The sequence below is a fragment of the Streptomyces sp. Ru72 genome, assembly GCF_002920635.1.
In the GTDB taxonomy this organism is placed as follows: Bacteria; Actinomycetota; Actinomycetes; order Streptomycetales; family Streptomycetaceae; genus Streptomyces.
This window is the reverse complement of record NZ_PQSR01000055.1, coordinates 38,661-51,696: the sequence shown is the minus strand read 5'-3', so window position 1 is coordinate 51,696 and position 13,036 is coordinate 38,661. Positions and strand designations below refer to the sequence as shown.

8 protein-coding genes are annotated in these 13,036 nt (G+C 71.4%); 4 read left to right on the top strand and 4 right to left on the bottom strand.

What is annotated here, in order from left to right:
- Positions 1-305: 305 nt before the first annotated feature.
- The 3 genes from C3488_RS23845 to C3488_RS23835 all read left to right on the top strand — a co-directional run bounded on the left by C3488_RS23845 (position 306) and on the right by C3488_RS23835 (position 2,981).
- Entirely contained in the window at positions 306-545 is a 240-nt protein-coding gene (locus C3488_RS23845) for a hypothetical protein (RefSeq protein ID WP_103842593.1), read from the top strand.
- On the top strand, positions 546-2,621 hold the full coding sequence (malQ, locus tag C3488_RS23840) for a 4-alpha-glucanotransferase (protein ID WP_103842591.1): 2,076 nt from the start codon (positions 546-548) through the stop codon (positions 2,619-2,621). It abuts the gene before it with no gap.
- A 120-nt stretch (positions 2,622-2,741) separates the two neighbouring features.
- Positions 2,742-2,981 (top strand): hypothetical protein, encoded by a 240-nt coding sequence (locus C3488_RS23835; protein WP_103842589.1) that lies wholly within the window; start codon positions 2,742-2,744, stop codon positions 2,979-2,981.
- Between the two features lie 120 nt (positions 2,982-3,101).
- On the opposite strand, the gene C3488_RS23830 is transcribed toward C3488_RS23835, so the two are convergent.
- Positions 3,102-3,674 (bottom strand): TetR family transcriptional regulator, encoded by a 573-nt coding sequence (locus C3488_RS23830; RefSeq protein WP_103842587.1) that lies wholly within the window; start codon positions 3,672-3,674, stop codon positions 3,102-3,104.
- 100 nt (positions 3,675-3,774) lie between these two features.
- Here C3488_RS23830 and C3488_RS23825 point away from each other — a divergent pair, with 100 nt between their 5' ends.
- Complete coding sequence (locus C3488_RS23825; RefSeq protein WP_103842585.1) at positions 3,775-5,268, top strand: FAD-dependent monooxygenase; 1,494 nt, start codon at positions 3,775-3,777, stop codon at positions 5,266-5,268.
- Between the two features lie 145 nt (positions 5,269-5,413).
- Here the strand turns inward: C3488_RS23825 and pepN are convergent, their stop codons facing one another.
- The 3 genes from pepN to C3488_RS23810 all read right to left on the bottom strand — a co-directional run bounded on the left by pepN (position 5,414) and on the right by C3488_RS23810 (position 12,775).
- The gene (pepN, locus tag C3488_RS23820; RefSeq protein ID WP_103842583.1) at positions 5,414-7,993 is read right to left on the bottom strand and encodes an aminopeptidase N; all 2,580 of its coding nucleotides are present in this window, start codon (positions 7,991-7,993) and stop codon (positions 5,414-5,416) included.
- 131 nt (positions 7,994-8,124) lie between these two features.
- A complete protein-coding gene (locus tag C3488_RS23815) occupies positions 8,125-9,141 on the bottom strand; it encodes an aspartate-semialdehyde dehydrogenase (RefSeq protein ID WP_103842581.1) in 1,017 nt (338 codons plus the stop codon).
- Positions 9,142-9,475: 334 nt separating this feature from the next.
- Positions 9,476-12,775, bottom strand: coding sequence for a S8 family serine peptidase (locus C3488_RS23810; protein ID WP_103842579.1), 3,300 nt, complete (start codon positions 12,773-12,775; stop codon positions 9,476-9,478).
- Positions 12,776-13,036 lie beyond the last annotated feature (261 nt).

Genomic DNA, 13,036 nt, shown 5'->3' with positions numbered 1-13,036 from the left:
GCATGTCTGTTACTCCTCATCAGGTTGCGGATCATGTGCTCCGGAGGCGGATGTGCCTCCTGGCCCCTTTGGACCGGGCAGGGTCCGAAGGGGCCTTTAAAGATCACTTAACTTCTTCACCTTGTCAACAACGTTTGTTTTCTTGCCTTTTACCTTTCTGTGGGGTGTCGGCGGCCCGGGGAGGCGGCGCGGCAGTACGTTTTGTGACCAGACCCACGTTGTCCGTCCTCACACGTCTGCGCACGCCCCCACTGGGTAGGGCTGCACTCACCCGCAGAACGTCGCACGACGACAAGGAGGCCCCCGTGGCCGCACCGGCACACCATCCGCTCCCGACCCTGTCCAAACGTCGCGCGGAACCGTCCGCCGCCCCCCGGGCCCCGATCGGCGTCCTCAGTGCAGAGGGCGCCCGCACTCAGGCGCCGCTGACCAGCGAGCCGCCGCTGCCCGACGCCGAGCCCCTCACCAGCGAACCCCCGCTCGCCGACGTCGCCCCCCTGACCAGCGAGCCCCTGGCCGCCGGCCCGGACCCCATGGGGTACTAGATGGCACCGGCGGACCCCGCGCGCGACGACACGCCCCTGTCCCGGCTCGCCGCGCTGCACGGCGTCGCCACCTCCTACCGCCCCTCGCCGGACCGTACGGTCACGGCCTCGGACGCCGCGGTCACCGCCGCCCTCGCCGCGCTCGGCGTGGACGCGAGCACCTCGGACGCCGTGGGCGACGCCCTGGCCGCCCGTGAAAGCGAGCTGCGCGAACGGCTGCTGCCCCCCACCGTGGTCGGCTGGGGCGGCGAGCCGCCCGCCGCGCTCGCCGCCCTCCCGGACGGCACCCGGGTGCGCGTCGAGACCGAACAGGGCGAGACGCGCGCCTCCGCCGACGACCTCCCGCCCGGCGTGCACACCCTCCACGTCACCGCCCCCGACGGCCGCACGGCCGAGGCCCACCTCATCGCCGCTCCCGCCAGGCTGCCCGCGCCGCCGGGGCGCTCCTGCGGACTGCTCGTCCAGCTCTACTCCCTGCTCTCCCACCGCTCCTGGGGCATGGGCGACCTCGGCGACCTGGCCGAACTCACCGCCTGGGCCGGACGTGCGCTCGGCGCGGGGTTCGTGCAGGTCAACCCGTTGCACGCGGCCGTACCCGGCGCTCCCACCGACCCGTCCCCCTACCGCCCCTCCTCCCGCCGCTACCCGGACCCCGTGCACCTGCGCGTCGAGGACATCCCCGAGTTCCCCTACGCCGAGGACCGCTCCCGCATCCGAACGCTGCTGGAGCGCGCCGCGCGGCTGCGGGAATCCGTCCTCGACAAGGGCGAGTTGATCGACCGCGACGCCGTGTGGCAGCTCAAACGCGAGGCGCTGGAGGTCGTGCACGCCGTCCCGCTCGGGCCCGGACGGCGCGCCGCCTACGCCGACTTCCTCGCCGAGCAGGGCCAGGAACTGGAGGACCACGCCACCTGGTACGCGCTCGCCGAGCTCTACGGTCCCGACTGGCACAGCTGGCCCTCCCGGCTGCGCGACCCCCGCTCGGCCGCGACCGGCCGCGCCCGCGCCGAGCTGATGGACCGCGTCGACTTCCACAGCCGGCTCGCCTGGCTCACCGACGCCCAGCTCGCCACCGCCCAGCGCACCGCCCGCGACGCCGGAATGCCGGTCGGGCTGATCCACGACCTCGCGGTCGGCGTGCACCCGGGCGGTGCCGACGCCTGGGCCCAGCAGGAGTACCTGGCGTCCGGGATGTCGGTGGGCGCCCCGCCGGACGCCTTCAACCCGCGCGGCCAGGACTGGGGCCTGCCGCCCTGGCGCCCCGACCGGCTCGCCGCCTCCGGCTACGCCCCCTACCGCCGGCTGCTGCGCGCCCTGCTGCGGCACGCGGGCGCGCTGCGCATCGACCACGTCATGGGCCTGTTCCGGCTGTGGTGGGTGCCGCAGGGGCAGCCGCCCACCGAGGGCACCTACGTCCGCTACGACGCCGAGGCCATGCTCGCCGTCCTGGTACTGGAGGCCTCGCGCGCCGGGGCGCTGGTCATCGGCGAGGACCTCGGGACGGTGGAGCCCGGGGTGCGCGAGACGCTGCACGAGCGCGGGGTGCTCGGCACGTCCGTCCTGTGGTTCGAACGGGACTGGGAGGGCGACGGGCAGCCGCTGCCGCCCGAACGCTGGCGTGCCGACTGCCTGGCCACCGCCACCACCCACGACCTGCCGCCCACCGCCGCCCGGCTCAGCGGAGAGCACGTCGAACTCCGCGACCGGCTCGGCCTGCTCACCCGCCCCCTGGCCGAGGAGCGCGCCGAAGCGGCAGCCGAGACCGGCCAGTGGCTCGCCCTGCTGTCGCGGCTCGGCCTGCTCGAAGGAGGCAGCGGCGGGCACTCGGCGGTGTCGGAGGAGAGGGAGATCCAGGCCGTCCACCGCTTCCTGCTGCGCACCCCCGCCCGGCTGGTCGGCGTCTGGCTGCCCGATGCGGTCGGCGACCGCCGCCCGCAGAACCTGCCGGGCACCTGGGACCAGTACCCGAACTGGCGCCTGCCGATCGCGGACGCGCAGGGGCGCCCGGTGACGCTGGAGGACCTGGCGGCCTCGCCGCGGCTGTATGCGCTGATGGACGTGGTACGGGGCCGGTAGGCGCGGAACGGCATTGCGGGCGGCCCCCATGCGGCCCCTGGGGACCGCAACGGCACCTCGGCGGCCCGGTACGGCACCCCCGGGCGCGCGGGCCGTTCGGGCGTTCGCTACTTTTGCACCGTGGACAAGAAGAACGCCCTGCGCGCCGGCGCCCTGGCCGCCGGTACGACGCTGATGATGCTGCTCATGTCGTCCCCCGCGCTCGCGCTGACCCGCGACGACGGCGACGACCCCGGCAAGGGCCTGAGCGTGGCCGACACGCTGGGGCTGTTCGTGGCGGCGCCCATCGTGCTGTTCCTGGTCATCGCGGGCCTGGTCATGGTGACCGACAAGACCCGCAAGGAGTCCAAGCAGGGCTGACGCCCACACGCGTACTGTCCGCCGAGGGAGTCCGCGCACCGGTCGGGTGCGTGGGCTCCCTCGGCGTGTTCGTAGGCCCACGGCTGGGCGGGCCTACCGTCGTTCTCCACACCTTCGGGTCTACGGATGCGGTGCGGTGAGGTAGCGCCGCAACGTAGGGGCCAGCCAGGCCACCACCTCCTCGCGGGCCAGGGCGACGGCCGGCGGGATCTTCAGGACGTACCGGGCGAACGCCATCCCGACGACCTGCGAGGCGGCGAGCCCGGCCCGGGTGGGCGCCTGCTCGGGGTCGGGACAGGTCTGCCGTGCGACCGGAAGCAGCTGGTCCCGGAAGATCTCCTGGAGGCGGCCGGCCCCTGCCGGGTTGGTGACGCCGACGCGCAGCAGCGCGGTGAGCGCGTCGTGGTTCTCCTCCCAGAGCGTGAGGAAGTGGTTCACCAGCACCACGCCCACATCCTGCCGGGGCACCCCCTTCAGGTCGGGCAGGCGCAGGTCGACGTCGAGCACCGCGTCGAAGAGGCCCTCCTTGGAACCGTAGTAGCGCATCACCATGGACGGGTCGATCCGCGCGTCCCTGGCGATCGCGCGGATGGTGGTGCGCTCGTAGCCGTCGGAGGCGAAGCGTTCCCGGGCGGCGGTGAGGATCGCGCCGCGGGTGGCGTCGGAGCGGCGGGGTGGGGGCTTTTCGGACATGCCAACAAACGTAGGCCAACAGGTGTTGACCGTCCAGCGTTGGCCAACGTATGTTGGCCAACGAGCGTTGGCCTACACGCGTTGGCACCAGGAGGCAGCCATGGCACAGACGCCCCGCACCACCGTCACCACCGCTCCCAGCGACGGCGACGCAGAAGCCACCCCCACCGGCGTCCTTGTCGTCGGCTCCGGCCCCACGGGTCTCCTCCTCGCCGGTGACCTCGCCACCGCCGGCGTCCCGGTCACCCTCGTCGAGAAGCGCCCCCACAGGATCAGCAACCTCTCCCGCGCCTTCGTCCTGCACGCCCGCACCCTGGAGCAACTCGACGCCCGCGATCTCGCCGACGACCTCGAGGCCAAGGGACAGCCGCTCTCCGACATCCGCCTCTTCGGCGGGCTCTCCATCCGGCTCGACACGCTCCCCTCCCGCTTCCACCACCTGCTCGTCCTGCCCCAGTACGAGGTCGAGAAGGCGCTGGAGCGGCGCGCGGCCGACGCCGGGGTGCGGTTCCTGTACGAGACCGAGGTCACCGGCGTCGGCCAGGACGCCGACGGTGTGACGCTGCACGTCCGCCGCCCCGACGGCGAGCCCGGCGAACTGCGCGCCGCCTATGCCGTGGGTGCCGACGGCCTCCACAGCGCCGTACGCACCTCGATCGGCCTGCCCTTCCCGGGCAAGTCCGTCATCCGTTCCGTCGTCCTCGCCGACGTCCTCCTCGACGAGCAGCCCGAGCGGACGCTGACCGCCAACGCCGTCGGTGACGCCTTCGCCTTCATCGCGCCGTTCGGCGACGGCTACCACCGCGTCATCGCCTGGCACCGCGGCCGCAACGTCCCCGACAGCGCGCCGCTCGACCTCGACGAGGTCCGCGACACCGTCCGTCTCGCGCTCGGCCGCGACTACGGCATGCGCGACGCGCGCTGGATGTCCCGCTTCCACAGCGACGAGCGCCAGGCGCCCGCCTACCGGGTCGGCCGCGTCTTCCTCGCCGGGGACGCCGCGCATGTGCACACCCCGGCCGGCGGGCAGGGCATGAACACCGGTCTGCAGGACGCCGCGAACCTCTCCTGGAAGCTCGCCGCCGTCCTGCGCGGCCACGCCGACCCCGCGCTCCTGGACACCTACCAGGCCGAGCGGCACCCCGTCGGCAGGTCGGTGCTGCGCAGCAGCGGCGGCATCGTGCGCCTCGCCATGGCCAAGCGCCCCTGGACCCTCGCACTGCGCACCGTGCTCGCCGCCGCCGTCACCCACGTCGGCCCCCTCCGGCGGCGCATGACGGGCCAGGTCACCGGCATCGGCTACGCCTACGCCGCTCCCCGCGGCGCTCACCCCTTGACCGGCAGGCGCATCCCGGACGTGGCCCTCACCGGCGGCCGGCTCTACGAGGCCCTGCGGGGCGGCCGGTTCGTGCTGATCACCCCGGGCCCCTACGACGAGGCCGGCCGCAAGGACCGGCTGGCCGTGGAGCACTGGGCGGGCGAACGGCGCACGACCGTGCTGGTACGGCCGGACGGCTATGTCGCCTGGGCCGCCGAGACGCCGGACGCCGCCCAGATCGAGGCCGCGCTGCTCAGCTGGACGGGCCGGGGATGACCGTACCGGCGAGCGAACCGACCGGTCCGTCGCGGCCACTGAGCACTCGGCCACTGAAGGCGGCCACTGAGCGTTCGGCCACTCAGCGTTCGGCCACTGAGAAAGGGGCGCCCGGCACCGAGCCGAGCGCCCCTTCCGCGTGCGATCAGGCCGCGGCCGCGTCCGCCGCCTGGGCCTTCAGTGCCCGTTCGATGCCCGCGCGGGCCTCCGAGACCAGGCGCCGCAGTGCCGGAGGCGGTTCGGCGGAGGCCAGCCAGGTGTCGGTCTTCGCCAGCGTGTCCTCGGACACCTGGATCGACGGGTAGAGACCGACCACGATCTGCTGGGCCATCTCGTGCGAACGCGAGTCCCAGATGTCCCTGACGACCTCGAAGTACTTCTCCGCGTACGGGGCGAGCAGCTCCCGCTGGTCGGTGTCGACGAAGCCGGCGATCACGGCCTCCTGCACGGCGTTCGGCAGCTTGTCGGACTCCACGACCGACGCCCACGCCTCAGCCTTGGCCTCCGCGGTCGGGCGGGCGGCCCGGGCGGTGGCCGCGTGCCGCTCACCGGCCGCCGTCTTGTCGCGCTCCAGCTCGCCCGCGATCTCCGCCTCGTCGAAGCGGCCCACCGCGGCGAGCCGCTCCACGAACGCCCAGCGCAGCTCGGTGTCCACGACCAGGCCCTCCACCGACTGCGAACCGTCGAGCAGCGCCTCCAGCAGATCCAGCTGCTCCGGGGTGCGGGCGGTCGCCGCGAAGGCGCGCGCCCAGGCGAGCTGGTGGTCGCTGCCCGGCTCGGCGGCACGCAGATGGGCGAGGGTCGCGTCCGTCCACCGGGTCAGCAGCGCCTCGCGAGCGGACGGGTCGGCGTACAGGTCGATCGCCAGCTTCACCTGGCGGTGCAGCGACTGCACGACACCGATGTCGGACTCCTTGGCGATGCCGGACAGGACCAGCGAGAGGTACTCGCGGGTCGCCAGCTCCGCGTCCCGGGTCATGTCCCAGGCCGACGCCCAGCACAGGGCGCGCGGCAGCGAGGACTCGAAGTCGCCCAGGTGCTCGGTGACGAAGGCCAGCGACTTCTCGTCCAGGCGGACCTTGGCGTAGGACAGGTCGTCGTCGTTGAGCAGGATGACGTCCGGGCGGCGCCGGCCGGTCAGCTGCGGCACGGCGGTCAGCTCGCCGTCGACGTCCACCTCGATCCGGCCGTCCTCGGCGCGCAGCAGCTTGCCGCTGTCCGCGTCGAGGCCGTACAGGCCGATGGCGATGCGGTGCGGACGCAGGGTCGGCTCGCCCTTGGCGCCGGCGGGCAGGGCGGGAGCCTCCTGGCGGATCGCGAAGGACGTGATGACGCCGTGCTCGTCCGTCTCGATCTCGGGCCGCAGGATGTTGATGCCCGCGGTCTCCAGCCACTTCTTGGACCATGTCTTCAGGTCCCGGCCGGAGGTCTCCTCCAGGGCGCCCAGCAGGTCCGACAGGCGCGTGTTGCCGTAGGCGTGGCGCTTGAAGTACGCCTGCACACCGCGGAAGAACTCGTCCATGCCGACGTACGCGACGAGCTGCTTGAGCACGCTGGCGCCCTTGGCGTACGTGATGCCGTCGAAGTTGACCAGGACGTCGTCCAGGTCGTTGATCTCGGCCATGATCGGGTGGGTGGAGGGCAGCTGGTCCTGCCGGTACGCCCACGTCTTCATCTGGTTGGCGAACGTGGTCCAGGAGTGCGGCCACCGGGAGGCGGGGTGGAGCGCCTGGCAGGCGGCCTCGGCGTAGGTGGCGAACGACTCGTTCAGCCACAGGTCGTTCCACCACTCCATGGTCACCAGGTCGCCGAACCACATGTGGGCCAGCTCGTGCAGGATCGTGGCGGCCCGGGCCTCGTACGCCGCGTCCGTCACCTTCGAGCGGAACACGTACTGGTCGCGCAGGGTGACCGCGCCCGCGTTCTCCATCGCGCCCGCGTTGAACTCCGGCACGAAGAGCTGGTCGTACTTCTTGAACGGGTACGCGAAGTCGAACTTCTCCTGGAACCACTCGAAGCCCTGCCGGGTCACCTCGAAGATCGCGTCCGAGTCGAGGTACTCGGCGAGGGAGGGCCGGCAGTAGATGCCGAGCGGGACGCTCTGGCCGTCCTTCTCGTACACGCTGTGCACGGAGTGGTACGGGCCGACGATCAGCGCGGTGACATAGGTCGAGATCCGCGGCGTCGGCTCGAAGACCCAGACGTCGTCCTTGGGCTCGGGGGTGGGCGAGTTGGAAATGACGGTCCAGCCGCTGGGCGCCTTCACAGTGAACTGGAAGGTGGCCTTCAGGTCCGGCTGCTCGAAGGAGGCGAACACCCGCCGGGCGTCGGGCACCTCGAACTGGGTGTAGAGGTAGGCCTGGTCGTCGACGGGGTCGACGAAGCGGTGCAGGCCCTCGCCGGTGTTGGTGTAGGCGCAGTCGGCGACGACGCGGAGGATGTTGGGGCCCTCGAGGAGGCCGGGCAGGGCGATCCGCGAGTCCTTGAAGACCTCGGCCGGGTCGAGGGGGTCGCCGTTCAGGGTGACCTCGTGGACGGTCGGGGCCACCAGGTCGATGAAGGACTCCGCGCCGTTCTCCGCGGAATCGAAGCGCACCGTGGTCACGGACCGGTAGGTGCCGCCCTCCTGCGCGCCGGAGAGGTCGAGATCGATCTCGTACGAGTCAACGGTGAGCAGCTTCGCCCGCTGCTGCGCCTCTTCGCGAGTCAGGTTTGTGCCAGGCACGCGGTCATCTCCTCGTGATGTGTCGGTTCCGTCATCCTTCCACGTCACCGCCACGTTCGGCGATGATCAGGGCCTACAGCAAGGGGCGCGCACCCGCAGTGGTGCGCGCCCCTTCAACCTGAGGGTTTTCCCTATTCGCTCAGCTCGGCCGCCACCAGCTCCGCGATCTGGACGGCGTTGAGCGCCGCCCCCTTGCGGAGGTTGTCGTTGGAGACGAACAGCGCCAGGCCGTTCTCCACCGTCTCGTCGCGGCGGATGCGACCCACGTACGACGGGTCCTTGCCGGCCGCCTGCAGCGGGGTCGGGATGTCGGAGAGGGCCACGCCGGGCGCGCCGGCCAGCAGCTCGGTCGCGCGCTCCACCGACAGCGGACGCGTGAAGCGGGCGTTGACCTGGAGCGAGTGGCCGGAGAACACCGGGACGCGCACGCAGGTGCCGGAGACCTTCAGCTCGGGGATCTCCAGGATCTTGCGGGACTCGTTGCGGAGCTTCTGCTCCTCGTCGGTCTCGTTCAGGCCGTCGTCGACGAGGTTGCCCGCGAAGGGGACGACGTTGAAGGCGATGGGGCGCTTGTAGACCTGCGGCTCGGGGAAGTCGAGCGCCTCACCGTCGTGCGTCAGCTTGTCGGCCTCGGCGACCACCTTCTGCGCCTGCCCGTGCAGCTCCGCCACGCCCGCGAGGCCCGAGCCGGACACCGCCTGGTAGGTGGCGACGACCAGCGCCTCGAGGCCCGCCTCCTCGTGCAGGGGCTTGAGCACCGGCATCGCGGCCATCGTCGTGCAGTTCGGGTTGGCGATGATGCCCTTCGGCCGGTTCACCACCGCGTGCGGGTTCACCTCGGAGACGACCAGCGGCACGTCCGGGTCCTTGCGCCACGCGGAGGAGTTGTCGATCACGACGGCACCCTGCGAGGCGACCTTCTCGGCCAGCGCCCTGGAGGTCGCACCGCCCGCCGAGAACAGCACGATGTCCAGGCCGGTGTAGTCGGCGGTCGCCGCGTCCTCCACCGTCACGCCGTCGAGGATGGTCCCCGCCGAACGGGCCGAGGCGAACAGACGCAGCTGGGTGACCGGGAAGTCGCGTTCGGCGAGGATCCTGCGCATGACCGTGCCGACCTGACCGGTCGCTCCGACGATTCCGACCCTCACGGCGACTCCCTCTCGTGATCTTTGCGTGCCTGTTGCCTGACCGAGGCTTTTCCATCATGCGGCCGACCCCGGCCCGCCTGTCCAATTCTTTGTACGGCGTGCCCGAGGAATGGGACGCGACGGCCTGTCCGGCGGTTGCGGAACTGCGGCGTCCGCCCCGCTGAGCTGTAGAAATTCAGCCGACGGGGGTCCCGCACAGCAAGCTGTGCTGCCTCGTGCCTGCCCCCGCCCCGTCCGGCGCACACGACGATGTGATGTACGCCCCATCGGCCGGGCGGACGAGAGAAAGGGCGGGCGCCCCCACGGACGCCCGCCCCCACAGCCGCAGGGAGCCCTACGGTGTGACCTTCTCGATCTTCACGCTGCCGGTGCCCGCGACCGTGCCGCGCGCGTTCACCAGCTGGACCCGGCCGAAGAACTCCCGGCCCTCGGGTGCCGGAGCGGCCGGGGTGACCGTGCCGGACACCGTCGCGGAGTCGCCCGTGCCGAGCTTGACCGGGGTCGAGCCGTCGACCGTGACGGAACCGAGCGCGGAGGAGAAGAACACGTCCCGGTAGTCGTAGGCGGTCGAGCCGGACGGGACCGAGTAACCCACGACCTCGATGGTGTAGGTGCCGGCGGCCGGGGACGGTACGGAGACCGCTTCGTCCGAGTCACCGTCGGCGGACCTGCCGACCTCCTTGCCGGAGGCGTCGTACACCATCAGGTCGAGGTCGGCCGCCGTGTCGGAGACGCCCCCGATGACGACGTCGAGGGACTTGGCGCCGGCCGGCACGTCCACCGTGGTGGTCTGCGTCTCGCCGTTCTTGATCGTCGGCCGGGCCGTCTTGGACGAACCGAGGGGGCCGCCGACCAGCTTGCCGTCGAGCGCGGCGAACTCGTTGGTCACCTTCCAGGAGGCGGCGGCCGGGGTGCCGACCTTCGCCTCGGGCACGGTCACGGTCTCGGGGTCGAACGCCGCGCCGAGGACGGTGACGTCCAGCGTGTAGGGGTTGTCGAGCAGTGGCGAGGTGCGGCGCGACTCGACCTCGACCTCCCAGACACCGGCCTGCGGGTCCGCGTACGAGCGCACGTCGGGCTTGCAGCCGTTGCCGTCGAGGTAGTTGTTGTAGCAGTACGGCGTCGAGGTGTTGTCGACCGGAGTGCCGTACGGGTGGATCGCGATGAACCGGGTCTGGCTCTTGTCCTTCAGCCCGCCGATCGCCACCTCCAGCGACTTCGCGCCCTCGGGCACGGTCAGGAAGTAGGACCGGGTGCTGTTGCGCTGCACCGAACCCGACGCCGAGTAGGTGTACTTGACGGGGCTCGACACCACGACCGTGGTGAGGATCTGCTTGTCGACGCCCTCGGTGAACGGGTCGTCGACCTCGAGGATCGCGCTCTTGATGCCCGCCGAGCGCGGCGCGGCCTGGACCTTCACGGTCACCGGCTGGTTCAGCGGCAGCTTCACCAGGGGCGAGCCGAGGAGGCGGAAGGTGTCACCCGCGTTGTTCTCGAAGTCCAGCGTGTGCCAGACCGGCCGGTCGGGGCCGGAGGTACGGGTGACGGTGATGTCGTACGTCTTCTTCTCGCCCGCCTTGAGGCCGCCCTCGCGGTCGTACAGGCCGGTGCCGAAGCCGGGGGTCTTCAGGGCGTAGTCGATCGCGGTGTCGACCGGGGCCTTCACGGTGTAGTCGTGGGAGGTCGCGTCGTCGCGGATCGCGTCCCAGGCGTCGACGATGTTGATGCGGCCCGCGCCCTCCTCGTACGCCTGCACACCGTTGATGTGGTCGGCGGTCGAGGTCAGCGCCGTGCGCAGCTTCGCGGGCGTGAGGTCGATGCCCTTCTGCTTGGCGGCGGACAGCAGCAGCGCGCTCGCGCCCGCGGCCTGCGGGGACGCCATCGAGGTGCCCTGGAGCATGGAGTATCCGGCCGGCAGCGAGTAGCCCGCCTCGGCGACCGGGGAGCCCGGCAGCCAGGTCTGGGTGGTGTTGATCGCGGCGCCGGGCGCGACGAGCGTCGGCGTGAAGCCGCCGTCCTCGCGCGGGCCGCGCGAGGAGAAGGGCATCATCTGGTACTTCTTCTCCACGACCGAGCCGTAGTTGGCGGCCCAGGTGTCCTTGGAGATGGCGGCGCCGACCGAGATCACCTTGTCGGCGAGACCGGGGTCGCCGATGGTGTTGGCGCCGGGGCCGGAGTTGCCCGCGGAGATCACCAGCTGGACGCCGTAGGTGTCGATCAGGCGCGTGTACAGCTCGGCGCGCGCGTTGTTGCCGTCGTTGAGCGCCGGCAGGCCGCCGATGGACATGTTGACGATGTCGACGCCGCGGTTGACGACGAGGTCGATCATGCCCTCGGTGAGCGCGACGTTGGTGCAGCCGCCGGTCCAGGTGCAGGCCCGGGAGGAGACGATCTTCGCGCCCGGGGCGGCGCCGTTCATCTTCCCGCCGAACAGGCCGTTGGCGGCGGTGATGCCGGCGACGTGGGTGCCGTGCTCGGACTCGATGACGCCGATGTTGACGTAGTCGGACTTGGCGCCGGAGGAGTTGTAGACGACGTCCTTGCGGATCTCGACCACGAACGGGACGCGCTCGACGACGTCGGTCGCCGGGTTGTCGGTACCGAAGTAACCGATCTGGTAGCCGTCCTTGTACGGCTTCATCGGCACATCGTCGGTGAAGTCGAGGTTGTCGTCGGTGTCGACGCGCACGGTGCCCGTGGCCGGGTCGTACAGCACGCCCCAGGCGTCCGTGGTGTCCCCGTCGCGGTTGAGGTCGCCCTTCTCGTCGCCACCGGTGGTGGCGGACTCGTACATGTAGCTGAACTTGTACGAACCCTCGGGTGCCTTGAACGTCTCCGTGCCCTGCGTGGAGGTCGTGATGGAGAACGTGGGCCCGGAGACGCCGGTCGTCATCCGCCGCCAGGTGCCGTCGCCGTCCGCGACCGGGTCGGTCGAGGTCACCCAGTCGACGATCTTCCGCTCGCCCGTGGTGGTCTTCTGCAGTGCCGGATGGCCCAGGTCCACGCCCGAGTCGAGGATGCCGATGGTGATGCCGCGGCCGTCCGCCTTCGGGTGCTCCTGCACGAAGTCGACGGCGCCCGTCTCGAAGGACGGGTTGTACGGGTTCCTGGCCGGGGTGTTCTTGCCGGGGGCCGGGTAAGTGGTGCCCTTCGCGCCGGACTTGGCGCCGTCCGAGCTCGGTGACGGGTCGTCGAGCGGGATGTCCCGCTTCAGGTCGATGGCGTGCACGGAGGACAGCTTCTCGGCGGCGGCGATCGCCGAGTCCGCCTCGGCCGTGGGCACGGTGGCGCGGACGTAGCCGAGCTTGTCGTAGGTGCGGCCCACCAAGCCGCCCTTGACCGCGTCCAGCTCCTTGGCGACCTGCTCGGTCTGCCCGGGGGCGGTCGCGACCATCATGGTGACGTTCTTGGCGCCGTCGGCCTTGGCCTCGGCGAGCAGGTCCGCGTCGTCCGAGCCGAGCTTGGCGCTCGCGGACTTCACGGCGGGGTCGGCGTCGGCCGGGGGGCGGTCCGCGGAGAAGGCCAGGGGTATCGGCCCGGCCGCGGAGAGCGCGGCCACCAGCCCCGTGGCCGCGGCTATGCGCGCCACACGTCTCGTGCCCCGTTTCGGGCCGCGCTGGGGGGTGAAGGTCATCGGCATCCCTTGTAGGTAAAGGAGCGTGCAGGGACCGACCGGGACCGATCGGCCCTGGTCGTAGTCGTCCGGTGGGCGACCCCGGACGATCGCACAGCTTTACGCAAGGAACGTGAGTTTGGGGAGTGTTGACCGAATCGAAATGGATGTATGGGGAAAACCCGCGATGGACTTGGGGGAGTTCGGCCCTGAACGAGGACAACTCGCGGCCGCCTCGGGCATCCTTCGAGCCGCGCCGTTGCGCTGGTCTGCGCCCGAATA

What these genes read in the sequence shown, in the direction of transcription:
- C3488_RS23830 (WP_103842587.1), bottom strand. Translation starts at nt 3,674, where the DNA reads ATGTCCGAAAAGCCCCCACCCCGCCGCTCCGACGCCACCCGCGGCGCG.
- C3488_RS23825 (WP_103842585.1), top strand. Translation starts at nt 3,775, where the DNA reads ATGGCACAGACGCCCCGCACCACCGTCACCACCGCTCCCAGCGACGGC.
- malQ (WP_103842591.1), top strand. Translation starts at nt 546, where the DNA reads ATGGCACCGGCGGACCCCGCGCGCGACGACACGCCCCTGTCCCGGCTC.
- C3488_RS23810 (WP_103842579.1), bottom strand. Translation starts at nt 12,775, where the DNA reads ATGACCTTCACCCCCCAGCGCGGCCCGAAACGGGGCACGAGACGTGTG.